Below are 22,842 nucleotides of genomic sequence, written 5' to 3' on the forward strand. Positions count from 1 at the left end.
TACGGTCAGATCAGGACACAGCTCCGTCGATCGAGCGCCGCGCTGGTCCGACGCGTGACGCACCGGGATGCCGGGCCCCGCCGGAACGCCGCACCTTCCGGGCCGCGCGCCGGCGATCCCCGTCCTGCCGGCCAGGTCGGACCGCTCCGGGCGGGGCGTGGGCTGCGGAGCGTCGCCGGCCAGATGTTCGTGCTGCAGTCGCTGATCCTGGTGCTGCTGATCGCCGGCGCGGGAATCGGGAACGTGCTGCAGACGCGGCGCGACAGCGAGGAGAACGCTCGCGGCCGGTCGCTCGGCGTGGCAGCGGCGTTCGCCCATGCACCGGGCATCCCGGCGGCGTTGCGGGCGCCCCATCCCACTGCCGTGCTCCAGCCCCTGGCCGAGCAGACCCGCCGGGTGTCCGGGGTCGACTTCGTCTCCGTGCTGAACCGCTCCGGCGTGCGTTACACCGATCCCCTCCCGCGGCTCATCGGCCGTCCGGCCTCCGGCAACTGGGCGCGGGCGTTGACCGGCGCATCCTTCACGGAGAAGTTCACCGGAGCGCCCACCGAGGCGATCCGGGCGGCGGTCCCGGTCACCGATGCCCGCGGCGCCGTCGTGGGGGTGGTGACCGCCGGCGTGGAGATCACCACCGTGTCGGACGCGGTGGACCGTGAGGTGCCCCTGCTGCTGGCCGTGACGGCGGCGGCGCTCGCGCTGGCCGTGGGCGGCTCGGCCCTGGTGAGCCGGCGGCTGCGGCGGCAGACACACGGTCTGGGCCCGGCGGAAGTGACGCGGATGTACGAACACCACGACGCGGTGCTGCACGCCGTCCGGGAAGGAGTCCTCGTCACCGGGGGCGACGGGCGCCTGCTGCTCGCGAATGACGAGGCACGGCGGCTCCTGGAGCTGCCCGCGGATGCCGACCGGCGGGACGTCCATGACCTGGGCCTGGAGGACGACTTCACGGCGCTGCTCGCCTCGCACCGTACGGTCACCGACGAGGTGCACCGTTCCCATGACCGGCTGCTGGCGGTCAGTTGCCGGCCCACCGGCCGGTCCGGTGGACGGAGCGGAAGCGTCACCACCCTGCGCGACACCACGGAACTGAGCGCGCTCGCCGGACGCGCCGATGTCGCGCGCGAAAGGCTGCAACTGCTGCACGACGCCGGGCTGAGGATCGGTACCACGCTGGACGTGACCCGCACCGCCGAGGAGCTGGCGCAGGTGGCGGTCCCCCGGCTGGCCGACGCCGTGACCGTCGACCTTCTGGAGCCGGTTCTGCACGGCGAGGACCTGGGCGCACATCAGGAAGCCGGCTTGCGCCGGGCGGCCGGCGCCCAGACGTCCGCCCTTCCGCCCCTCCCCTGGGTCGAGGAGACGGGCGCCGCTCCGCCCGGCACGTCGCGGAGTCGAGCGATCGCGGGCGGCCGGGCCGAACTCGTCGCCGACCTGCTCGACGACGACGGATGGCGGCACTCTCCCCCGCAGGGCGCGCAGGCCGTGCTCGACCTCGGAATCCGGTCGCTGATGAGCGTCCCCGTCCTGGCAGGGGGTGTCGGACTGGGCGTGGCCCGCTTCTGGCGCACCGGCGAGCGAGCCCCCTTCGACCACGGCGACCTGTCCGCGGCGGAGGAGCTGGTCACCCGTACCGCGGTGTGTATCGACAATGCCCGCCGCTACACCCGCGAGCATGCCGTGGCCGAGGCGCTCCAGCGCAGCCTGCTCCCGAGCGGCCTGCCCGAGCAGAACGCCGTCCAGGCCGCCTATCGCTACCTGCCGGCCGAGCGGGGCGTGGGAGGAGACTGGTTCGACGTCATCCCGCTGCCCGGCGGACGCGTGGCGCTGGTCGTCGGTGACGTGGTGGGGCACGGCTTGCACGCCGCAGCCACCATGGGGCGCCTGCGCACCGCCATCCACAACTTCGCCACCCTGGATCTGCCGCCCGACGAGCTGCTCAGTCACCTCGACGAACTCATTGCCCGGATCGACCAGGACCAGCGGGCGGACAGTGAGGCCGCGACCGTCACCGGCGCCACCGTGCTGTACACGATCTACGACTCCGTCTCCGGGCGGTGCGTCATGGCCCGAGCCGGCCATCCGCCACCTGCCATCGTCCACCCCGACGGCACCGTGACGTTCCCGGACGTCCCTGCCGGACCACCGCTCGGCCTGGCCCAACTGCCCTTCGAGACAAGCGAACAACTGCTCCCGGAGGGCAGCCGGCTCGTCCTCTACACGAACGGCCTCGTGCACAGCCGCACCCGGCAGATCGACGACGGCATGAACCTGCTGCGCTCGGCGCTCTCCGGGGCCGACCGCACCCCCGAACAGACCTGCAGCGATGTCTGCGCGGCGATGCTGTCGCCCGAGCGGACGGACGACATCGCGCTGTTGGTCGCCCGCACCCACCGGCTCCGGGCCGACCGGGTCGCCGAGTGGGAGGTACCCGACGACCCCGCGGCGGTCGCCCCCGTCAGGGCGGCGGTCACCCGGCAGCTGGCCGACTGGGACCTGGAGGAGAGCGGCTTCACCACCGAGCTCATCCTCAGCGAACTGCTCACCAACGCCATCCGCTACGGCACACCGCCGATCGCCGTCCGGCTGCTGCTCGACCGCGTACTGACCTGCGAGGTGTCGGACGCCGGCAGCACGTCCCCGCATCTGCGGTACGCGGCCACCACCGACGAGGGCGGGCGCGGCCTCTACCTCGTCGCGCACCTCGCGGAACGCTGGGGCACCCGCTACACGCCGACCGGCAAGGTCATCTGGACCGAACAGCCGCTCCCCGTGCCCCCGCCGGCCTAGGGTCTGTCGTGTGGATCACGCCGGATCAGGGAGCGGGGTCCGGTGCGTGCAGCTGCAAGGCGGAGGATTGAGGCAACGCGGAGCGTTGCTGATTGACGACAACGCGGCAGATGCGCGTGCCGGACCCCGCGAGCCCGGCGTGATCCACACGACAGGCCCTGGGCCCCTCCGGGGCGAGTCCTCGCCACGCGCACACCGGACCGGTGGCCTTCTCGCCCACCGCGGACGCGCCTCCGTTGCGAGAACGCGTCGAGGGGCCCTGGCGCCGGAACGGCACCAGGGCCCCGAGGGATATGAACACCATCTGCCGGCTTACTGCGATGCCGGCCTGTCGTTTCCGCAGCGTCTCCCGGGAGCGGGGGATGCGTGCGGGGATCGCGTATGCGTGACCGTGTGACCACCTTCCGTTCCGGGGTCTGCGGTACCCGGGTCGGCTACGTCCTCGCCCCGGGCGATCCTGATGGCGTCTGCCTCCTTCGTTTCTTGCTGGTTCTTCCGCGTGTCACTGCGGTCCTGCGTACAGCCGACGGCCCCTGTGAGCCGCCCGGCCCGGCAACCAGCGAGGGGACCCCGAGAGCCTTTCCGGCCCCGCCGCTCCGCTGCCGTGCCCTACTGCGTCTGTCCTGCATACGCGGCAGTTCGTGTCTGCCGCGTCGTGCTGACTTCTGGCTACGGGAAAAACGTTAGCCCCCGTGATTGCGGATGTCTACCTCTGCCACGACAGATTTACTGCATGTCAGGGTGGCGGTGTTCTGTCGTACGCGCATGACGGAAGACGGCACCCGGACAGCGCGCGGTGGGGGCGGGCAAGCCGGGCGGGGAAGAGCAGCCGAGCGGGGGCGTCGGCGGCGGGCGCGCCGCGGGCCGCTCCGGCCCCGCGTTTCCCGCGGGGTCCGCGGCCGGACCTGCGACGGCGCCTGACCCGATCGCAGCAGCTCTCCGGGGTCCGCTCCCTCCGCGTCACGTGACCTTGAACGCCGGAGCGCAGATACTGCCCCCGGGGCGCCTTGGCGCCGTCCGGACCGAAGGCAGCCCCACGACGGGGTGACACTCCGTCACGAAAGCCGCGCCACACCACCATCCGCCCCTCCGGACACCGATCCCGACCGCCGAGAACAGCCGAGAACAGCCGAGAACAGCCAAGATCAAGCACTGCGCATTCGGGCTCCGCCCCGCAAGCACGCTGGCCGGAGGACCGGATGCCCATCTCGCCAGGAGGCACCCATGAAGATGTTGATCAATGTCGCCGAGACGGTTGTGGCGGACGCGCTGCGCGGGATGGCGGCGGCACACCCCGAGCTGGTGGTCGATGTCGACAACCGCGTGATCGTGCGGCGGGACGCGCCGGTGTCGGGCAAGGTCGCGCTGCTGTCCGGCGGTGGCAGCGGGCACGAGCCGCTGCACGGTGGGTTCGTCGGGCCCGGCATGCTGGACGCCGCCTGCCCCGGCGAGGTGTTCACGTCGCCCGTGCCCGATCAGATGGTGCGCGCCGCGGCGGCCGTGGACAGCGGCAGCGGCGTCCTGTTCATCGTGAAGAACTACACCGGCGACGTGCTCAATTTCCAGATGGCCGCGGAGCTGGCCGAGGACGAGGGGGTGCAGGTCGCCAGTGTGCTCGTCAATGACGATGTGGCGGTGACCGACTCGACGTTCACGGCCGGGCGGCGCGGCACCGGTGCGACCCTCTTCGTCGAGAAGATCGCCGGCGCCGCGGCCGAGGAGGGGGCGCCGCTGGAGCGGGTGGAGGCGCTGGCCCGGCAGGTCGTCGAGAACGCGCGGAGCTTCGGAGTGGCGCTCGGCGCCTGCACCACGCCCGCGAAGGGCAGCCCGACCTTCGACCTGCCCTCCGGCAAGCTGGAGTTGGGCATCGGTATCCACGGCGAGCCGGGACGCGAGCGCCGGCCGATGATGACCTCACGGGAGATCGCGGACTTCGCGGTGGACGCGGTCCTGGAGGACCTCCAGCCGCATCTGCCCGTCCTGGCGTTGGTCAACGGCATGGGCGCGACGCCGCTGCTGGAGCTGTACGGCTTCAACGCGGAGGTGCAGCGGGTGCTCGCCGAGCGCAAGGTGCCGGTGGCGCGTACGCTCGTCGGCAACTACGTGACGTCGCTGGACATGGCGGGCTGTTCGGTGACGCTCTGCCAGGTCGACGGGGAGATGCTGAGGTTGTGGGACGCGCCGGTGGAGACGGCGGGGCTGCGTTGGGGCCGCTGACTTCCGGCCACCCACCCCGCCCCCGTCCCGGGTCCCCCTCCGGCCCGGGTCCCGCGTCCCGATTCCGGGCGCCGCCCCGTGCCCCGCCCGCGCCCGGCGCCCCGTCCCACCCACACACGTAAAGCGCACTCAGTGCATGAGCAGAGGAGTTGTCCGTGACCGAAACGGTGCTGGACGCCGCGTTCTTCGTCCGCTGGATGATGGCGCTCGCCGCCTCCGTCGAGCAGGAGGCCGACCGGCTCACCGAGCTGGATTCGGCCATCGGGGACGCCGACCACGGCAGTAACATGCAGCGCGGTTTCGCCGCCGTCGTCACGTCGTTGGAGGCCGAGCCCCCGGCCACACCCGGTGCGGTGCTGATCGCCGCGGGCCGGCAGTTGATCTCGACGGTGGGCGGTGCGTCCGGCCCGCTCTACGGGACGTTGCTGCGGCGTACCGGCAAGACGCTCGGCGAGGAGCCGCAGGTGACAGCCGCGGAGCTGCAGACCGCGCTGGCCTCCGGGGTGGACGGGGTGACACAGCTCGGGGGCGCGGCGCCGGGCGACAAGACGATGCTCGACGCCCTCGTGCCGGCCGTCGAGGCGCTCTCGACCTCCTTCGACGCGGCGGCCGAGGCCGCCGCGCAGGGTGCCCTGGCGACCGTTCCGCTGCAGGCCCGCAGGGGCCGGGCCAGCTATCTGGGCGAGCGCAGCATCGGGCACCAGGATCCGGGAGCGACGTCGTCGGCGCTCGTCTTCGCGGCGCTCGCGGAGGTCGCGAAGTGAGCGAGGCGGCCGAGGAGAAGCCGGCGCTGGTCGGGGTCGTTCTGGTGTCGCACAGCGGGGCGGTCGCCGAATCCGTGGCGGCGATGGCCATCGGGCTGGCCGGGGGCAGCGAGAAGGCGCCCGTCGCGGCTGCGGGCGGGACCCCGGACGGAGGGCTCGGTACGAGCTCCGAGCTGATCTCCGAGGCGGCCCGGAAGGTGGATCGCGGCGCGGGGGTCGCGCTCCTCGTCGACCTCGGCAGCGCCGTGCTCACCGTCAAGACCCTGGTCGCCGAGGGGGACGAACTCCCCGAGGGCGCACGGCTGGTGGACGCGCCGTTCGTGGAGGGTGCGGTGGCCGCGGTGGTCACCGCGTCGGCCGGCGGGGATCTGGACGCGGTCGCCGTCGCGGCCGGCGAGGCGTACGGCTACCGCAAGGAGTGAGGGACCGAACGCCGGGCCGCCGCACCGTGGAGGCCGTCACCGTACGGGTCGTCACTTCACGGGCGGCGGCCCGGCGGCGGCCCTTCCGGTCAGCGGCGGCCCGGTGTCACGGCTTGCGGGCCATCGCGGCGTAGCAGGCGGCCTCGGCGTCGGTGACGTGGGTGGCGTCCTCGGGGCGGTCGGGGCGCCACTGGTGGGAGAGGGTGACGCCCGGCTCCAGCAGCTCCCAGCCGTCGAAGAAGCGGGCGAAGTCCGGGCGGGAGCGGAACTGGAGCGCCGTCCCCGCGTCGCCGTAGATCTTTATGATCTTGCCCATCGACTCGGCGTCGAAGTCCGATGTGGCATGGGTCATCGCCAGGGTGCTGCCGCTGGGGAGAGCGTCCTTCAGGGATTCGACGATGGCGTGGGCGCGGTCGGTTCCGTCGTCGGTGACGAAGTGCATCAGCGCGTTCAGGCTGAGCGCGACCGGGCGGCTCAGATCGAGGGTGTCGAGGAGCTGCGGTGCGGTGAAGATGCCCGCGGGGTCGGTGACATCGGCCTGTACGTAGGCGGTGCGGCCCTCCGCGGTACTCAGCAGCAGGGCCGCGGCATGGGCGAGCACGATCGGGTCGTTGTCGGTGTAGACCACGCGGGCGTCCGGTGCCGCGTCCTGCGCGATGTCGTGGAGATTGGGCGGGGTGGGGATGCCGGTGCCGATGTCGAGGAACTGCCGCATCCCCGATCGCGCGAGGAAGGCCGTGGCGCGCTGCATGAACTCGCGGTTGATCCGGGCGGCGACCAGCGCCGCGGGGAAGACGCCCAGCACGCTGCCTGCGGCCATCCGGTCGGCCAGGAAGTTGGTCTTGCCACCGAGGAAGTAGTCGTAGATGCGGGACGAGTGGGCCCGGTCCAGCTGCAGGTCCACCACGGAATGGTCGCGGTCGCTCATCGTGCGCTGCCTCCCCTGTACGGCGCCCCCGGCGCGGTCGGACGGGCGAGCCGGGGCGCCGCCGCGCTCCGCGCGCTCCGGCGGCGCGTCATGTCCCGCCGCCCACCCGGCTGTTGGAGCACTGCCCCGCCCGCCCCGGATCATGCCGCGATGCGCCCCGATGCGCTCTGGCGCGCACCCGGCGGCGGGCAAGACAGCTGATGCGCCCCTGGCACAGGGCCGGACGGGTGCCGCACGCATGGCGCACAAGGCCTGTGGCGGTGCGGCCGCGCGTGACGACCGAACATGCCCCGGTCACGCGTAGTCATATGAATACGCTGAGGAAGATTTCTTGCGCCCCCGTGCCACAAATCGGCTCGGTTTCCGGTTCATTGGAGGGGAGGGCAATCCGTCCTCCCGCTGCCGCCGCCGACTTCGGCGCCCCCGGCAGCGGTGCACGGCGAACGGAACGAGGACGGCTCGTGAGCGCAGACCGGGACCGACTTCTACCGGCGTGCGCGCAGGCGCACATCAGCACAGTGGCCCCGGCCCGTCGGCGGCCGCAAGGGGCGGGCCTGCTGAGCTCCTCGGACCACCAGCTCTCGCTCACCTTCAAGGCGTTCCTGGCGACGCACGCCCGGAAGTGGCTGACCTACGCCTATCTGCACACCGGCAGTCAGCCGGCGGCCCGCGAGGTGACCCGGGCCGCCTACCGCCGGCTGGGCGACCTGTGGCCGCACGCCCTGCGGCAGGCGTCGGTGGAGGCGTTCGCGTGGTCGGTCCTCAAGGAGCGGGTCGTCGAATGGCTCTACGACCACCAGCAGCCCACCGCTCTCACCGAAACCGCGGCCTTCGCCGTCGTCACCCAGGCCCTGCTGCGTGAGTGCCAACAGCAATTCGCGTTACTGGAGAGCCAGTTAGGCCTGTACGCGGCCATCGCGCGGCTGCCGGAGCGGCAGTGCGATGTGATCGTGCTGCGCCATGTCATCGGGTACGACGACGGGCAGATCGCCGCGCTGCTCGGCGTCGACGAAGTCACCGTCCGGTCCCATGCCAGCCGAGGCAAGCGCAAGCTCGCCGCAGCGCTCGGCATCGCCCAAGGAAGCACCAGGGGGAACTGACCATGTCGCCCACCGATCAAGCCGGCCGCCGGGACACCGTGGAGACGCTGCTCAGTGCCGCGGCCGATGTGGCCGGAATCGACGGCCTCGCCGGCTTCTGCGACCTCGACGACGCGGGCGCGCTCGACGGCCTCGGCTGCCTCGACGACTCCCCCGGGCCCGGAGCGGCGGGCGGCGCACCCCGGGCGAGGCAGGTGCCCGTCCGTGCCGACCTCGGCGCGCCCAGCGCCTACCCCAGCGCCCGGGACGAGGCCACCCACGAACTCGAACTCGCCTGTGCGCTGGTGGTCAACGCCGCGGCGGCCGCCGCCAGCCTGGAGCGGCTGGTCGACGACCACCGCATCGACCCCGAGGGCGCCCTGGTCTTCGCCTGTCTGCTGCACATCACCCAGCGGACCGACGCGGCGCACTTCTGGTGGCACTTCAGCGCCGGCGCCGGCAGCCGTACCGCCGCCTACTGCCTCTACCTCTCGCACCGCCGCAGCGGCGAGTTCCGGGACGCCGCCTACTGGCGCGAGCAGGCATCGCACGCACCTGACGAGGAGCGCCGCGCGGTGGCCGCCTTCGACGAGAAGCAGCTGCTGCCGGACTCCGCCCGGCACAACCTTCTCGTCCAATGGCACAGCGGGCTCGCGCCGACCCTGCCCGCCGCCTTGGAGAGCGTGATCAACCGCCTGGTGGTGGACAGCGACGACGAGGACTTCGGGGAGATCCCCCGCCCCTCCCCCACCCTCGTACGGGATCTCGGACGCGCCCGCTGACCGCGGACCGGCCGGCGAACCGGCCCGTCCGCCCGACCGCCCCTCCGGCTGACCGCCAGGAGCGGCGGCCTGTCACACGAACGGGCGCTGTCGTCACACGGACGGGTCATCCACCTTCGGCGGCCATGCCGGACGGTTGGCGTCCGGGACGGCGGCCAGCGCATGGCCGACCGTCGGGAAGCAGGAGAAGACGTCCACGGACTGGGTGCCGATCAGCAGCCGCAGCATCCGTACGCCGAGGGACGCCAGCAGCAGTCGGCCCTCCAGGCGCCGGCACAGCCACTCCAGGGCGAGCAGGCAGCTCAGGCCCCGGGAGTCGCAGAACCGCAGCGCGGTCAGGTCGAGCACGAGGAAGCGGTGACCGGCCGAGACGACCGACCGTGCCTCGGCGAGGAATGCCTGCTCGGTGCGGAGGTCCAGCTCTCCGCTGACCCGCAGGACCGCACACTCTTCCGCCTGCACGATCGGGGTGACCGCCAGCGACCGCATCTCCGAGCTCATGCCGTCCAGACTAAGCGCCGTTTTCTCCCGCATCGCCGCCTCGGACCACCGGCGTACGCGGGCAGGCCCCCGGCAGCGCTCTCGGCACTGCCTCGCGCCCTGCGCGGACGGAACCGTCCTGGCGGCCGTGTGCGCAGGTCACGGGGTGGTGCGGGCAGCCCGGCGGGCGGGTCTGCACGCCCGTACGGGCGCTTGGGCGGGCCCTCCGCCAACTGGGCACCCACGGAAATCGGGCAGAAACGGTCTGGTTTTCCTCCGTTACGGGCAACGACCCACCCTTCTACGGTTGCTATAAACCTCATGCGGGCAGAAACGGGCAGGCCCGTGACCGAACGGTATCCACACAAGGCAGGAGTGATCCGATGCGAGCCGAGGAACGCCAGCACCGCCTCCTCGCGCTCGCCCGGCAGTCCGGCCGGGTCGAGGTCGCCGACGCGGCGTCGGAGTTCGGCGTCGCCCGCGAGACCGTACGGCGCGATCTGAGCGAACTGGAGCGCCGGGGGCTGATCCGGCGTACGCACGGCGCGGCCTACCCGGTCGAGAGCGCCGGTTTCGAGACCTCGCTGGCCCGGCGGGAGACCCAGCAGGTGGCGGAGAAACGGAGGATCGCCGCGGCCGCCGCACAGCTGGTCGGCGAGGCCGAGACGGTGTTCGTGGACGAGGGCTACACCCCCGAGCTGGTCGCCATGCTGCTGCCCACCGACCGTCCGCTGACCGTGATCACCGCTTCGCTGCGGACCGCTTCGCTGGTCTCGGCGTCCGATTCCACCACCGTGCTGCTGGCCGGCGGCCGGGTCCGCTCCCGCACACAGGCGACCGTGGGGTCCTGGGCGCGGGACATGCTCGCGCGGTTCGTGATCGACCTGGCGTTCCTGGGCGCGAACGGTGTCTCCCGGGAGCACGGGCTGACCACCCCCGATCCGGCGGTGGCCGATGTGAAGGCGCAGGCCGTCCGCTCGTCGCGGCGGCGGGTGCTGGTCGGGGTGCACAGCAAGTTCGGCGCCAGCAGCTTCTGCCGGTTCGCCGAGGTCGGCGATTTCGACGCCATCGTCACCGACGCCGGGCTGTCGGCTCCGGAGGCCCACCGCTACTCCCTCCTGGGGCCGCAGGTGCTCCGGGTCTGACCGGGCCGGGGCCGCCCGGACGACCGGCCCCCGTACGCAGCGACCACGCACCGCCGAAGGCCCCCGCCGTCGGACGGTCCCCCCGGCGTGCCCGCGGACCGCGGCACGACTCCCACCGAGCCCCGCACGATCCCGCACCACCAGGACAGGCACCCGCCAACCGTCCGAGAAAGGTACGAGCCGTGAGAGCACGACCCCCAGGACGCCGCCGCCGAGGCCGCGTCACCGGGCTGACCGCCGTCGCCCTGACGCTGTCGTTGGCCACCGCCGGCTGCTACCGCGGCGCCGGTGACGTCGGCAACAGCGGTGCGCACACGATCAATGTGCTGATGGTGAACAACCCGCAGATGGTGGATCTGCAGCGGCTGACCGCCGAGCACTTCACCAAGGAGACCGGCATCAAGGTGCACTACACCGTGCTGCCCGAGGACGATCTGCGCGACAAGATGAGCCAGGACTTCTCCAGCCAGGCCGGGCAGTACGACGTGGCCAGTGTCAGCAACTACGAGACGCCCATCTACGCCCGCAACGGCTGGCTGACGCCGCTGGGCGAACGGGCCGCCAAGGATCCGGAGTTCGACCAGGGCGACATCCTCGACCCGGTCCGCAAGTCGCTGACCGCCGCCGACGGGAAGGTCTACGCGGAGCCCTTCTACGGCGAATCGTCGTTCCTGATGTACCGCAAGGACCTCTTCCAGGCCGCCGGGCTGCGCATGCCCGCACACCCCACCTGGCACCAGGTCGCCGATCTGGCGGCGAAGTCGGAGGCACACGGCTCGGGCACCAAGGGCATCTGTCTGCGCGGTCAGCCCGGCTGGGGCCAGCTGGCCGCCCCGCTGAGCACCGTCGTCAACACCTTCGGCGGCACCTGGTTCACCAAGGACTGGCAGCAGAAGATCGACAGCCCGCAGTTCACCCGGGCCACGCAGTTCTACGTCGACCTGGTGCGCAAGCACGGTCAGGCGGGCGCGCCGCAGTCCGGCTACACCGAGTGCCTCAACGACATGCAGCAGGGCAAGGTCGCCATGTGGTACGACGCGACGGCCGGCGCCGGATCGCTGGAGAGCGCCGATTCCAAGGTCGCCGGCAAGGTCGGCTACGCGCCCGCCCCGGTGGAGAGGACGGCGAGTTCGGGATGGCTCTACACCTGGGCGTGGGGCGTCCAGAAGGCGAGTACGCATCAGGACGACGCGTGGAAGTTCATCCGCTGGGCGTCGGGCAAGAAGTACGAGCGGCTGGTGGGTGAGCAACTGGGCTGGTCGAAGGTGCCGGCGGGCAAGCGGGCATCCCTCTACCGGAACCGGGACTACCTCAAGTCGGCGAGCGCGTTCGCCACCCCCACGAAGAACGCCATCAGCTCGGCCCGTCCGGACGACCCGGGAGTGCAGCCGCGGCCCGCACCCGGCATCCAGTTCGTGGACATCCCGGAATTCTCCGACCTGGGCACCAAGGTCTCCCAGGAGGTCAGTTCGGCGATCGCCGGCAAGCAGAGCGTGGCCGAGGCCCTGAAGAAGAGCCGCCGACTGGCGCAGGAGGTGTCCGATGCGTACAGCGACCACTGAAGCGACCCGGCCGGCGGCGGCCGCTGCCGCGCCGCGCCGCGGCAGCCCGCAGGCAGGTTCCCGCAGCAGGCGGGCCAAGGACTGGGCGCGCCGTGCGCCACTGCTGCCGGCGCTGGTCTTCCTGATCATCGTGACCCAACTGCCCTTCCTGGCAACCCTGGTGATCTCCTTCACCCGGTGGAACGCGCTGGCCCCCGACAACCGCGGCTTCGCGGCGTTCGACAACTACACGGCCGTCTTCACCGACCCCGCGATGCGCGCCTCGGTGGGCACGACGGTGCTGCTGACGGTGACCGTGGTGCTGGTCAGCCTGCTGCTGGGGCTGGGGCTCGCCCTGCTGCTGGACCGCAGCTTCCGCGGCCGCGGCATCGTGCGGACCCTGCTGATCACGCCGTTCCTGGTGGTGCCGGTCGCCTCCGCGCTGCTGTGGAAGCACGCCCTCTACAACGCCTCCTACGGGCTGCTCAACGGCGTACTGACCTGGATATGGGGGCTGTTCGGCAGTGACAGCCCGCCCCAGCCGGACTGGATGACCGACTCCCCGCTGGCCGCGGTGGAGGTGTCGCTGATCTGGCAGTGGACGCCGTTCATGATGCTGATCCTGCTGGCGGGCCTGCAGAGCCGGCCGACGGACGCCGTGGAGGCCGCCCGGGTGGACGGGGCCTCCACCTTCGACGTCTTCCGCTACCTCACCCTGCCGCACCTGCGCCGCTACCTCGAACTGGCCGCCCTGCTGGGCACCGTCTACGTCGTGCAGAACTTCGACGCGGTGTTCACCATCACCTCGGGCGGGCTGGGCACCGCCAACCTGCCGTACACCATCTACCAGACCTTCTACCAGGCCCATGACTACGGACGGGCGTCCGCACAGGGCGTCGTCGTCGTGCTGTGTTCGCTGCTGGTGGCGACCTTCGCGCTGCGCGCCGTCTCGTCCCTGCTGCGCGAGGAGGTCACCCGATGAGCACCGTCCCCCTGCCCCTGCGCCGGCGGCGCACCGGAAGTGTGCTGGGCCTGGTGGCCTGGCTGTGCGGGATCGCCTTCTTCCTGCCCGTCGCGTGGATGGTGCTGACGTCCTTCCACAGCGAGCAGGACGCGGCGACCAACCCGCCGAGCCTCGGCGCCGGCCTCAGCCTGCACGGCTACCGCGAGTTCTTCGGCGCGGGCAGCGGGGTCAGCCCCTGGCCACCGCTGATCAACTCGCTGACCGCGTCGGTGGTTTCCACGCTGCTGGTGCTGGTGCTGGCCGTGCCGGCGGCGTACGCGCTGTCGATCAAGCCGGTGCGCAAGTGGAGCGATGTGATGTTCTTCTTCCTCTCCACGAAGATGCTGCCGGTGGTGGCCGGGCTGCTGCCGATCTATCTCGTCGCGCAGAACACCCGGATGCTGGACAGCATCTGGCTGCTGGTCCTCCTCTACACCTCGATGAATCTGCCGATCGCGGTGTGGATGATGCGCTCCTTCCTGGCCGAGGTGCCGGTCGAGATGCTGGAGGCCGCCCAGATCGACGGGGCGGGGCTGACCACCACGCTGACCCGGATCATCGCGCCGGTCGCCATGCCCGGCATCGCCGCGACCGCCCTGATCTCGTTCATCTTCAGCTGGAACGAGCTGCTGTTCGCCCGGGTGCTGACCGGCGTCGTGGCCGGTACCTCGCCGGTCTTCCTGACCGGATTCGTCACCAGCCAGGGCCTGTTCCTGGCGAAGGTGTGCGCCGCCGCCACCGTCATCTCCCTCCCCGTCCTCATCGCCGGATTCGCCGCCCAGGACAAGCTCGTCCAGGGCCTCTCGCTTGGAGCCGTGAAATGAAAGCCGCAGTGATCACCACACCCGGCAAGGCCGAGATCGCCACTGTCGACGACCCCACGCCCGGCCCCCGGGACGTCGTGGTCGCGGTCGCCGCCTGCGGGCTGTGCGGCACCGATCTGCACATCCTGCAGGGCGAGTTCGCGCCCACCCTGCCGGTCGTCCCCGGGCACGAATTCGCCGGTACGGTCGTGGCGCGTGGCAGCGAGGTGACCGCCCTCGCCGAAGGCGACCGGGTCGCGGTGGACCCGTCGCTGTACTGCCACGAGTGCCACTACTGCCGCATCGGCCGCAACAACCTCTGTGAGCGCTGGGCGGCGATCGGGGTGACCACCTCCGGAGGCGCCGCCGAATTCGCCGTGGCGCCCGCCGCGAACTGCGTCAAGCTGCCCGATCACATCCGTACCGAGGACGCCGCGCTGATCGAACCGCTCTCCTGCGCGGTACGCGGCTACGACATCCTGCGCTCGCAGCAGCTGGGCAGCCAGGTCCTCATCTACGGCTCCGGCACCATGGGCCTGATGATGCTGGAACTGGCCAAGCGGACCGGCGCGGCGGGCGTCGATGTCGTCGACATCAACGCGGAGCGGCTGGCGACCGCCCGCACCCTGGGGTGCAGCAACGCCGCCGGATCCGCCGACGAGCTCGACCGGCCGCGCGGCTGGGACGTCGTCATCGACGCCACCGGCAACGAACGCGCCATCCAGGACGCGCTGGGCCGGGTCGGCAAGGGCGGCACCTTCCTCCAGTTCGGGGTCGCCGACTACGCCGCCCGCGCCGTCATCGAGCCGTACCGCATCTACAACCAGGAGATCACCATCACCGGTTCGATGGCGGTGCTGCACAGCTACGAACGGGCCGCGGCGCTCTTCGCGGCCGGAGCGCTGGACCCGGAGGTCTTCATCAGCGACCGGCTGCCACTGGACCGGTACACGGAGGCGCTCGACCGTTTCAAGGCCGGCCAGGGGAGGAAGATCCAGGTCCGGCCGTAGGGATCGCGGACACCGGCTGACGGGGGGCGGCCCCGGTCAGCCGGGGCCGGGGTGGTCGACGGCGTCGGCCAGCCGCTCCAGGAACACCCGCTGGCCCGCCACCAGCCGCTCCCGGGCCTGCTCCGGCGGGAACCACGCCACCCGGTCGATCTCGGGGAAGCTGCGGGTCACACCGGATCCCCGGGGCCACTCCATGCGGAAGGTGCCGGGGACGACCGCCGCCGGATCGAGACCGGCCCGCACGGCCCAGACGGTGACGATCTTGCCGCCGGCCTGGCGGGTCTCCCCCAGCGGGATCCACCGGCCGTCCGGGGCCGGGAGCCCGAGCTCCTCCTCGAACTCCCGCCGGGCGGCGTCCTGCGGCTCCTCCGGCGGGACGTACTCGCCCTTGGGGACCGACCACGCCGCCGCGTCCCGGCGGGCCCACAGCGGCCCGCCCATGTGCCCGAGCAGCACCTCGTGGCCGCTCCCGGCGCGGCGGAACAGCAACAGCCCGGCACTGCGCCTGCCCGCCATCGCCGTCTCCTCTCTCCCGTCCTACCGCTCGTCCGGCCGCTCGTCGGGCCCGTCGCCGGAGCCGGCGGCGAGGACGGTCGCCACCGTGTCCGCCTCGGCCGCCGTCTTGTCCTCGCGGTAGCGCACCACCCTGGCGAAGCGCAGGGTCACACCGGCCGGATAGCGCGAGGAGGTCTGGAGCCCGTCGTAGGCGATCTCCACGACGAGTTCCGGCCGTACGGTGACGACGTGGTCGGTCTCCGTCACGGCGAGGGCGCGCAGCCGCTCCGTCTGCCAGGTGAGGGTGGCGTCGGTGAGCCCCTTGAAGGTCTTGCCCAGCATCACGAAGCCGCCGTCCGGGCCGCGCGCGCCCAGGTGGAGGTTGGACAGCTTGCCGGTGCGCCGGCCGTGTCCCCACTCCGCCGCCAGCACCACCAGGTCCAGGGTGTGCACCGGTTTCACCTTCAGCCACGCGGCGCCCCGGCGGCCGGCGCCGTACGGCGCGTCCAGCGCCTTGACCACGACACCTTCGTGGCCCGCCCGCAGGGTCGCGGACCAGAAGTCCTCGGCGGCGGCGCGGGCCGTGGGGTCCGCCGGGTCGGTGACCACCCGGCGGGCCACCCGCAGCGGCTCGGGGACCAGGCGGGCCAGCTCGGTGTGCCGCTCCTGGCAGGGCAGCTCCAGCAGGTCGCGGCCGTCGACGGACAGCACGTCGAAGAAGACCGGGGACAGCGGCAGCGCGGCCTGGGCGGCGCCGACGTCCACCCGCGAGCCGAAGCGGCCCGCGACCCGCTGGAACGGCACCGGCCGGCCGTCGTCGCCCAGGGCGATCACCTCGCCGTCGAGGATGAAGCGGTCCGCCGGAAGGCCGCGGGCGGCCGCGGTGACCTCGGGCAGCCGGTCGGTGACCTCGTCCAGGGTGCGGGTGTAGATCCGTACGTCGGGCCCGTCGCGGTGGACCTGGACCCGGATGCCGTCGAGCTTCTGCTCCACGGCGCACGGTCCCAGCTTGTCGATGGCCTCGCCCACGGACTTGGCGCTGTGCGCGAGCATCGGCCCGACGGGCCGGCCGACGGTGAGCCGGAAGCCCGCCAGGGCGGCCGGGCCCTCGCTCAGCAGCGCCGTGGCCACGTCCTGCAGACCGCCGGCCAGCATCACGGCCCGCCGTACGTCCGGCGCGGGTGCTCCGGTCGCCGCAGCCAGTCCCTCGACGGCGAGGGCGTCGAGCGCGCCCTGGCGCACCTCACCGGTCAGCAGGCCGGCCAGGAACCGCTGCTCGTCCGCGGTCGCCGCGGCCAGCAGCTCGCGCACCAGCCGCCGGCGCTCGCCCTGCGCCCCCGTGCCGGAGACCTGGGCGAGCGCGGTCAGCGCCGCGTCGGCGTCACGCACCGTGAGCGTGGCCTGACGGGCCGCCGGGACCGGTTCGCGCAGTACGCTCCAGCCGACGCCGATGCGGCCCTGCGGCAGCCGCCCGGCGAGGTAGGGGATGACGACCGGTACGTCCTCGGGCGCCGCGGCCGAGAAGAGCCCGGCCAGCAGCGCGGTCTTCCGCGACCGCGCGGCGGTCGTCGCGACCTCCCCCGACACCCGTGCCAGCTCGGCGAGCAACATGCAGCCCATCCTCCCCGCGAGGCGCCGCCCGCGCCCCTTTGGAGGCCGGAAATGAGCGCTCCGTCGGGCGGGCACCCCCCACTGCGGCAAGATCCGTGCTACGTTCATATCAGTTGCAGTTTTGGTACCCATGACTTTGTGTGCGCCTGACGGGCAGTGACCCGCAGGCGCATTTTTGTTTGCCGGTCATCTCCGGATGGGCTCATCAGCGACGCAGGGTCCGCACAACGCGGACCCTGGCACCTCCCTATCGAAAGAGATTCACATGGCGACTGGCACCGTGAAGTGGTTCAACGCGGAAAAGGGCTTCGGCTTCATCGAGCAGGACGGTGGCGGCGCTGACGTCTTCGCCCACTACTCGAACATCGCCACGCAGGGCTTCCGCGAGCTTCAGGAAGGCCAGAAGGTCAGCTTCGACGTCACCCAGGGCCAGAAGGGCCCCCAGGCGGAGAACATCGTCCCGGCCTGATCCGGGACCGCAGTACGACGGGTCCCGCGCCTCACGGTGCGGGGCCCGCCCGTCGGTCGGACGGCACCGCGGGGTCCCCAGGACCCCCGCGCCCCGCACGACGGGCCCCACGCCTCATCCGGCAGCGGCCAATGATGTCCCGCTGCCCCGCCGGCAGCGCGGCTCCACAGCGCTCCGGCTGCCACGGTCCGGCTTTTCCACCGCTTTTTCCCGGTTGGCGCCGACTGTTTTCGAGGCTCCGTGGGCAACGGATTTTCCGCTCTGCCCGGTCTCCATTTATCCGGCTCGTTCTTGCGATTCACCGTGCGGCTCAGGTCGCCGGGTCTCCCTCGATACGCGCCGCATCGAGGAAGGTTCCGCATGAACCGCACCACTCGTTCCAATGACCGCTTCTCCCGCACCGGTGGCTCCGGCAGCCGTTCCGGTGGTTCCGGCTCCGGCTCCGGTTCGCGTTCCGGTGGCGGTGGCTACGCCGGCCGCTCCGGCGGTGGCTCCGGCTCCGGTGGCTCCGGTGGCCGTTTCCGTTCGCAGGGTGGCGGCGGCGGCTCGCGCCGTCCCAAGGCCGCCCCGCAGGGCGAGTTCGCGCTGCCGGTGAGCATCACCCCGGCGCTGCCCTCCGCGGAGACGTTCGCCGAACTGGACATGCCCGCGCCCCTGTTGACGACGCTCGCCCGCCTCGGCGTGACCGAGCCGTTCCCGATCCAGGCCGCGACGCTGCCGAACTCCCTCGCGGGCCGCGACGTCCTGGGCCGCGGCCGCACCGGCTCCGGCAAGACCCTCGCCTTCGGCCTGGCGATGCTGGCCCGTACGGCCGGACAGCGTGCCGAGCCGCGCCAGCCGCTCGCCCTGGTCCTGGTCCCCACCCGCGAGCTGGCCCAGCAGGTCACCGACGCGCTCACCCCCTACGCCCAGGCCCTGCACCTGCGGATGGCCACCGTCGTCGGCGGTATGTCGATCGGCCGGCAGGCCAGTGCGCTGCGCGGCGGTGTCGAGGTCGTCGTCGCCACGCCGGGCCGGCTCAAGGACCTCATCGAGCGCCGTGACTGCCGCCTGGACGAGGTGCGCATCACGGTCCTGGACGAGGCCGACCAGATGGCCGACATGGGCTTCATGCCGCAGGTCACCGAGCTGCTGAACCAGGTGCGCGAGGACGGCCAGCGGATGCTGTTCTCGGCCACCCTGGACCGTAACGTCGACAAGCTGGTCCGGCGCTTCCTGAACGACCCGGTCGTGCACTCCGTCGACCCCTCGCAGGGCGCGGTCACGACGATGGAGCACCACATCCTGCACGTCCAGGGTACGGACAAGCACGCGACGACGGTCGAGATCGCGGCGCGTGACGGCCGGGTGATCATGTTCCTGGACACCAAGCACGCCGTGGACCGGCTGACCAAGGACCTGCTCGCCAGCGGTGTCCGCGCCTCCGCCCTGCACGGTGGCAAGTCGCAGCCGCAGCGCAACCGCACCCTGACGCAGTTCAAGTCGGGCCACGTCAACGTGCTGGTGGCCACCAACGTCGCCGCGCGTGGCATCCACGTCGACAACCTCGACCTGGTCGTCAACGTCGACCCGCCGACCGACCACAAGGACTACCTGCACCGTGGCGGCCGTACCGCGCGCGCCGGTGAGTCCGGCAGCGTGGTGACCCTGGTGCTGCCCAACCAGCGCCGCGAGATGACCCGGCTGATGACCACCGCAGGCATCACCCCGCAGACCACCCAGGTCCGCTCGGGCGACGCCGAACTGACCCGCATCACGGGTGCCCAGGCCCCGTCCGGCGTCCCGGTGGTCATCGCCGCGCCGGTCACCGAGCGCCCCAAGCGCAGCGCGTCCTCGACCCGTGGCCGGCGCAGCCGCCCGGCGCAGGCCCGCCGCTCCTCGGGCGGCGGCGACCGTTCCGGGCCGCGTCGCAACGCCGCCACGTCCTGACGACGCGGGGACGTCACTCATGACGGCGTCATGAGCTGACCCTCCCGGTTTCACGGCAGCCCCCGGGTGCCGAGCGGATTCTTTCCGCCGGCCCCGGGGGCTGCTGTCGTCGGTGGGCCCGGGGACGGTCAGCCGGTGTGGACGATCTCGCCGCCCACGACGACGGTGTCCGCGACGGTTCGGGGGATGTCCTCGGGGGCGGCGCGCAGGATGTCCCGGGAGAGCACGACGAAGTCGGCGAGCTTGCCGACGGTCAGCGAACCGCGTTCCCCCTCAAGGAAGTTGGCGTAGGCGGAGCCCATGGTGTACGCGTGCACGGCGGTCGCCACGTCCACCGTCTCGGCCGGCTGCCAGGGTGCGCCGCCGCCCAGGGGCCGCCGGGTGACGGCGGTGTAGATGCCGATCATCGGGTCCATCTCGGCGACGTTCCAGTCGCTGGAGAAGGCGAGGACCGCCCCGGCGTCGTGCAGGCTGCGCATCGGCCAGGCCTTGTGCCACCGGTCGGCCCCGACGTTCTCGGCCCAGTCCTGGCCCGGTCCCGCGATCTCCGGGGCGCAGTGCCGGGGCTGCATGCAGGCGACCACCCCCAGCTCGGCGAAGCGCGGGGTGTCCTGCGGATCCAGGCATTCGACGTGCACCACCTGATGGCGGGCGTCGCGCGGCCCGTTGACCGTACGGGCGTGCTCGACGGCCTCCAGGACGGTGCGGATGCCCCGGTCTCCGGTGGCGTGCACGAAGCACTGGAAGCCGCGGCCGTCGAGCTCGGCGAGCAGATCGCCGAACTCCTCGGCGGGGTAGAAGGTGTCGCCCCGGTGGTGCCGGCAGCCGGTGTACGGCTCCAGCAGAGCCGCCGTGCGCGGCTCGACGACGTCGTCGATGTAGAGCTTGAGGGGACCGACCCGGAGCCGGTCGCCGGTGTAGCGCCGCGCGGCGGCCGCGAAGTCGTCGAGGTCGGCGTCGGTGGTGCCGCGCGGGTGGAAGAGCGCGGCGACGATCCGGGACCTGAGGCGGCCCTCGGCGCGGGCGCGCTCGAAGAGGGCGAGATCGTCGAGGGAGTTCTGCGGTTCGACGACGGTGGTGATGCCGAAGCGGATCGCGTCGTCGAGGCTCTTGGCCAGGCGGCCGTACTGGCGGTCGGTCGAGGCCCAGGGCACGCCGAGGGTCCGCAGCGCGCGATGGCCGTCCCGGGAGAGGCCCTTGACGGCGAAGTCCTTGACGAATCCGGTGGGTTCGCCGGTTTCCGGGTCGGTCTCGGCCTCGCCGAAGGGCAGGCTCGTGTGGTCGCGGTCGATGCCGAGACGGCGCAGCGCGGCGGTGTTCAGCCACGCGGTGTGCACGTCGTAGCTGAGGACGAAGGCCGGGGTGTCGCCGGTGGCCGGGTCGAGGTCGGCGGCGCGCGGCATCCGGCCGTCCGGGATCGCCGAGTAGTCGAAGGCCTCGGCCTCGATCCAGGCCGCGTCGGGGTGTGCGGTGTGCCAGGCGCGGATGCGTGCGTGGATGTCCGGGAGGCTGCGGGCCCCGGCGAGCTGGACGCAGGCGTCGTCGGAGCCCAGCCGGACGTGGTTGTGGGCGTCGATGAAGCCGGGCAGCACCAGCCGGCCGCGCCCTTCGATCACGTCGGTCTCCGGGCCCGTCCAGCACGCGGCCCCGGCGTCCGCACCCAGCCAGACGATCCGCCCGTCGCGTACGGCGAGCGCCTGCGCCTCGGGGAGGTCCGGGTCGACGGTGTGGATGCGGGCGCCGGTGAGGACCAGGTCGGCGGGCCTCTCGGGGGCGGCGGTGTGCGGGGCGGCAGGGGTGGTGGCGCGGGACATGAGGGGTGAACTCCTGGGGTGGTACGGGTGGTACGGGTGGTACGCAGGTGACGGCGAGGGGGCGGGGCTCAGGGAGTGGCGGCGGGATCCGTGCGGCGGGCGAGTGCCCAGTGGACGAGGCCGGCGACGAGCGAGCCCGCAAGGGTGAGGTCGGCGCCGCCCAGGGGCGCCACCAGCGGCCCGGTCCACACCTCGGAGTCGCAGGTCAGGGCGGCGAACGTCATCCCGGCGAGCAGCGCGGCCACGCCGGCGGGGCGGTAGCCGGAGCGGTACCAGTAGGCGCCGCCCCGCCCGGCGTGCAGGGCCGCCGTGTCGTAGCGGCAGCGGCGCAGCAGCATGTCGGCCAGGAAAACGCCGCCCCAGGGGGCGAAGACGATGATCAGGAGGGAGAGGAAGGAGAGCAGTGAGTCGGTGAAGTCGGTGAGGAAGAGCGCGCCGAGCGAGCCGAGGGCGGTGACGGCCGCGCTGATGACGATGGCCTTGGAACGGTTCCAGGGGATGCCGAGGACCTGGAGGTTCAGGCTCGACGAGTAGAGCGTGATGATCGAGTTGGTGACCGAGCCGCCGAGGACCAGGGCGAGGAAGACGGGCTGGAACCAGCCGGGCAGCAGCCGCTCGGTGCCGGCCACGGCGTCGGTCATGTCCGTACGGGTCGCGGCCGCCACGCCGATGACGCCGAGCCCGACGGAGGACAGGAAGCCGCCGAGGGCGCCGCTCCAGGTGATGGCGCGCAGCGAGGTCGTCCGGGGCAGGTAACGGGTGTAGTCGGCGGGCATCGGCAGGTACGAGAAGGGTCCCGCCAGCATCACGACGAAGGCCAGGCTCCAGCCGGCGGCGCCGGGGCCGGAGGCGGGCGCGAGGGTGTCCGTGCCGGGGACGACCAGGACCAGCAGCGCGGCGAAGCCGACGGCCAGGATGTAGGCCATCCAGCGCTCGGCGAACTGGACCGTGGCGTGGCCCCACATCGCCACGGCGAAGGTGAGGGCGAGGGTGACCAGCAGCGCGAGGGCACGGGTGAGGTCGCCGCCGTGCCAGCCGAGGTCGGCGAAGAACGCTTCGAGGGCGAGGGTGCCGACCACCGTGTTCACGATGGTGTAGCCGATGCTGACGACCCAGTTGAGCACTCCGGCGGGCCAGTTGCCGCGGACGCCGAAGGCGGCGCGGGAGATCACCAGGGTGGCGGTGCCGGTGCGGATGCCGCTCAGGCCGGCGGCGCTGATCGCGAAGAAGGCCAGGCCGCCGAGGACGACGACGGCGGTGGCCTGCCAGAAGGACAGGCCGAAGGAGACGGCGAGGGCGCCGTTGATGACGTAGGTGAAGGTGAGGTTGGAGCCGAACCAGAGCCAGAAGAGATCCTTGGCGCTGCCGTGCCGCTCGTCGTCGGGGATCGGATCGATGCCGTGTGTCTCGACCCGGAAGACCTCGTCGCCGGGCGCCGGGGCGCCGGGCGCCGGGGCGCCGGATCCCGCCGTGGCCGCGCCGAGGGGGCCGGTCGTCTCCGTGGCCGTGTCCCCGGCTCTGTCCGTGTCCGGCTGCCGCTGTGCCATCACACCCCGCCCTTCG

General features: G+C 72.3%; 19 protein-coding genes. 13 read left to right on the top strand and 6 right to left on the bottom strand.

Annotated elements, in window-relative coordinates; genetic code table 11:
• Positions 1–183: 183 nt before the first annotated feature.
• The 4 genes from ACIRQ7_RS34885 (at position 184) to ACIRQ7_RS34900 (ending at position 6,190) form a co-directional block, all read left to right on the top strand.
• Positions 184–2,787, top strand: coding sequence for a SpoIIE family protein phosphatase (locus tag ACIRQ7_RS34885; protein WP_404266547.1), 2,604 nt, complete (start codon positions 184–186; stop codon positions 2,785–2,787).
• A 1,224-nt stretch (positions 2,788–4,011) separates the two neighbouring features.
• Positions 4,012–5,004, top strand: coding sequence for a dihydroxyacetone kinase subunit DhaK (gene dhaK / locus ACIRQ7_RS34890; RefSeq protein WP_403674512.1), 993 nt, complete (start codon positions 4,012–4,014; stop codon positions 5,002–5,004).
• A 167-nt stretch (positions 5,005–5,171) separates the two neighbouring features.
• On the top strand, positions 5,172–5,768 hold the full coding sequence (gene dhaL, locus ACIRQ7_RS34895; protein ID WP_401475659.1) for a dihydroxyacetone kinase subunit DhaL: 597 nt from the start codon (positions 5,172–5,174) through the stop codon (positions 5,766–5,768).
• Entirely contained in the window at positions 5,765–6,190 is a 426-nt protein-coding gene (locus tag ACIRQ7_RS34900; RefSeq protein ID WP_404266548.1) for a PTS-dependent dihydroxyacetone kinase phosphotransferase subunit DhaM, read from the top strand. The genes dhaL and ACIRQ7_RS34900 overlap by 4 nt, the downstream gene beginning before the upstream one ends.
• A gap of 106 nt (positions 6,191–6,296) precedes the next feature.
• On the opposite strand, the gene ACIRQ7_RS34905 is transcribed toward ACIRQ7_RS34900, so the two are convergent.
• Positions 6,297–7,118: an SAM-dependent methyltransferase gene (locus tag ACIRQ7_RS34905; protein WP_404266549.1), complete on the bottom strand. Its 822-nt coding sequence runs from the start codon at positions 7,116–7,118 to the stop codon at positions 6,297–6,299.
• 461 nt (positions 7,119–7,579) lie between these two features.
• On the opposite strand from ACIRQ7_RS34905, the gene ACIRQ7_RS34910 reads away from it, so the two are divergent.
• Together ACIRQ7_RS34910 and ACIRQ7_RS34915 are read left to right on the top strand one after the other, a co-directional pair.
• Positions 7,580–8,218 carry an RNA polymerase sigma factor gene (locus tag ACIRQ7_RS34910; RefSeq protein WP_404266550.1) on the top strand — a complete coding sequence of 213 codons (639 nt, stop codon included), beginning with the start codon at positions 7,580–7,582 and terminating at the stop codon, positions 8,216–8,218.
• 2 nt (positions 8,219–8,220) lie between these two features.
• Positions 8,221–8,979 (top strand): hypothetical protein, encoded by a 759-nt coding sequence (locus tag ACIRQ7_RS34915; RefSeq protein WP_404266551.1) that lies wholly within the window; start codon positions 8,221–8,223, stop codon positions 8,977–8,979.
• 93 nt (positions 8,980–9,072) lie between these two features.
• Here ACIRQ7_RS34915 and ACIRQ7_RS34920 read toward each other — a convergent pair whose 3' ends face one another.
• Entirely contained in the window at positions 9,073–9,480 is a 408-nt protein-coding gene (locus ACIRQ7_RS34920; RefSeq protein ID WP_401475544.1) for an STAS domain-containing protein, read from the bottom strand.
• A gap of 362 nt (positions 9,481–9,842) precedes the next feature.
• On the opposite strand from ACIRQ7_RS34920, the gene ACIRQ7_RS34925 reads away from it, so the two are divergent.
• The 5 genes from ACIRQ7_RS34925 (at position 9,843) to ACIRQ7_RS34945 (ending at position 14,961) form a co-directional block, all read left to right on the top strand.
• Positions 9,843–10,604 carry a DeoR/GlpR family DNA-binding transcription regulator gene (locus ACIRQ7_RS34925; RefSeq protein ID WP_401475541.1) on the top strand — a complete coding sequence of 254 codons (762 nt, stop codon included), beginning with the start codon at positions 9,843–9,845 and terminating at the stop codon, positions 10,602–10,604.
• A 182-nt stretch (positions 10,605–10,786) separates the two neighbouring features.
• Positions 10,787–12,166, top strand: a complete 1,380-nt coding sequence (locus ACIRQ7_RS34930; protein ID WP_404266552.1) for an ABC transporter substrate-binding protein — start codon at positions 10,787–10,789, stop codon at positions 12,164–12,166.
• Complete coding sequence (locus ACIRQ7_RS34935) at positions 12,147–13,127, top strand: carbohydrate ABC transporter permease (RefSeq protein ID WP_404266553.1); 981 nt, start codon at positions 12,147–12,149, stop codon at positions 13,125–13,127. The genes ACIRQ7_RS34930 and ACIRQ7_RS34935 overlap by 20 nt, the downstream gene beginning before the upstream one ends.
• Entirely contained in the window at positions 13,124–13,972 is an 849-nt protein-coding gene (locus tag ACIRQ7_RS34940) for a carbohydrate ABC transporter permease (RefSeq protein ID WP_404266554.1), read from the top strand. The genes ACIRQ7_RS34935 and ACIRQ7_RS34940 overlap by 4 nt, the downstream gene beginning before the upstream one ends.
• Positions 13,969–14,961, top strand: a complete 993-nt coding sequence (locus ACIRQ7_RS34945; RefSeq protein WP_404266555.1) for a zinc-dependent alcohol dehydrogenase family protein — start codon at positions 13,969–13,971, stop codon at positions 14,959–14,961. Before ACIRQ7_RS34940 ends, ACIRQ7_RS34945 begins: the two co-directional genes overlap by 4 nt.
• A gap of 36 nt (positions 14,962–14,997) precedes the next feature.
• Here ACIRQ7_RS34945 and ACIRQ7_RS34950 read toward each other — a convergent pair whose 3' ends face one another.
• Together ACIRQ7_RS34950 and ACIRQ7_RS34955 are read right to left on the bottom strand one after the other, a co-directional pair.
• A complete protein-coding gene (locus tag ACIRQ7_RS34950; protein ID WP_404266556.1) occupies positions 14,998–15,477 on the bottom strand; it encodes an NUDIX domain-containing protein in 480 nt (159 codons plus the stop codon).
• A gap of 21 nt (positions 15,478–15,498) precedes the next feature.
• A complete protein-coding gene (locus ACIRQ7_RS34955) occupies positions 15,499–17,067 on the bottom strand; it encodes an ATP-dependent DNA ligase (protein ID WP_404266557.1) in 1,569 nt (522 codons plus the stop codon).
• 265 nt (positions 17,068–17,332) lie between these two features.
• On the opposite strand from ACIRQ7_RS34955, the gene ACIRQ7_RS34960 reads away from it, so the two are divergent.
• Both ACIRQ7_RS34960 and ACIRQ7_RS34965 read left to right on the top strand, forming a co-directional pair.
• On the top strand, positions 17,333–17,536 hold the full coding sequence (locus ACIRQ7_RS34960; protein ID WP_037915390.1) for a cold-shock protein: 204 nt from the start codon (positions 17,333–17,335) through the stop codon (positions 17,534–17,536).
• A 360-nt stretch (positions 17,537–17,896) separates the two neighbouring features.
• A complete protein-coding gene (locus ACIRQ7_RS34965; protein WP_404266558.1) occupies positions 17,897–19,465 on the top strand; it encodes a DEAD/DEAH box helicase in 1,569 nt (522 codons plus the stop codon).
• Positions 19,466–19,593: 128 nt separating this feature from the next.
• On the opposite strand, the gene ACIRQ7_RS34970 is transcribed toward ACIRQ7_RS34965, so the two are convergent.
• Both ACIRQ7_RS34970 and ACIRQ7_RS34975 read right to left on the bottom strand, forming a co-directional pair.
• A complete protein-coding gene (locus ACIRQ7_RS34970; RefSeq protein ID WP_404266559.1) occupies positions 19,594–21,279 on the bottom strand; it encodes an amidohydrolase in 1,686 nt (561 codons plus the stop codon).
• Between the two features lie 68 nt (positions 21,280–21,347).
• The gene (locus ACIRQ7_RS34975; protein ID WP_404266560.1) at positions 21,348–22,826 is read right to left on the bottom strand and encodes a purine-cytosine permease family protein; all 1,479 of its coding nucleotides are present in this window, start codon (positions 22,824–22,826) and stop codon (positions 21,348–21,350) included.
• Positions 22,827–22,842: the final 16 nt, after the last annotated feature.

Source organism: Streptomyces sp. NPDC101393 (assembly GCF_044767385.1).
Lineage (GTDB): Bacteria > Actinomycetota > Actinomycetes > Streptomycetales > Streptomycetaceae > Streptomyces.

Excerpts from the sequence above, each read along its gene's own strand:
- ACIRQ7_RS34925 (WP_401475541.1), top strand. The coding sequence starts at position 9,843 with ATGCGAGCCGAGGAACGCCAGCACCGCCTCCTCGCGCTCGCCCGGCAG.
- dhaK (WP_403674512.1), top strand. The coding sequence starts at position 4,012 with ATGAAGATGTTGATCAATGTCGCCGAGACGGTTGTGGCGGACGCGCTG.
- ACIRQ7_RS34955 (WP_404266557.1), bottom strand. The coding sequence starts at position 17,067 with ATGTTGCTCGCCGAGCTGGCACGGGTGTCGGGGGAGGTCGCGACGACC.
- ACIRQ7_RS34940 (WP_404266554.1), top strand. The coding sequence starts at position 13,124 with ATGAGCACCGTCCCCCTGCCCCTGCGCCGGCGGCGCACCGGAAGTGTG.
- ACIRQ7_RS34970 (WP_404266559.1), bottom strand. The coding sequence starts at position 21,279 with ATGTCCCGCGCCACCACCCCTGCCGCCCCGCACACCGCCGCCCCCGAG.
- ACIRQ7_RS34945 (WP_404266555.1), top strand. The coding sequence starts at position 13,969 with ATGAAAGCCGCAGTGATCACCACACCCGGCAAGGCCGAGATCGCCACT.
- ACIRQ7_RS34960 (WP_037915390.1), top strand. The coding sequence starts at position 17,333 with ATGGCGACTGGCACCGTGAAGTGGTTCAACGCGGAAAAGGGCTTCGGC.
- ACIRQ7_RS34935 (WP_404266553.1), top strand. The coding sequence starts at position 12,147 with ATGCGTACAGCGACCACTGAAGCGACCCGGCCGGCGGCGGCCGCTGCC.
- ACIRQ7_RS34905 (WP_404266549.1), bottom strand. The coding sequence starts at position 7,118 with ATGAGCGACCGCGACCATTCCGTGGTGGACCTGCAGCTGGACCGGGCC.
- ACIRQ7_RS34915 (WP_404266551.1), top strand. The coding sequence starts at position 8,221 with ATGTCGCCCACCGATCAAGCCGGCCGCCGGGACACCGTGGAGACGCTG.
- ACIRQ7_RS34975 (WP_404266560.1), bottom strand. The coding sequence starts at position 22,826 with ATGGCACAGCGGCAGCCGGACACGGACAGAGCCGGGGACACGGCCACG.
- ACIRQ7_RS34965 (WP_404266558.1), top strand. The coding sequence starts at position 17,897 with ATGAACCGCACCACTCGTTCCAATGACCGCTTCTCCCGCACCGGTGGC.
- ACIRQ7_RS34950 (WP_404266556.1), bottom strand. The coding sequence starts at position 15,477 with ATGGCGGGCAGGCGCAGTGCCGGGCTGTTGCTGTTCCGCCGCGCCGGG.
- ACIRQ7_RS34885 (WP_404266547.1), top strand. The coding sequence starts at position 184 with ATGTTCGTGCTGCAGTCGCTGATCCTGGTGCTGCTGATCGCCGGCGCG.
- ACIRQ7_RS34920 (WP_401475544.1), bottom strand. The coding sequence starts at position 9,480 with ATGAGCTCGGAGATGCGGTCGCTGGCGGTCACCCCGATCGTGCAGGCG.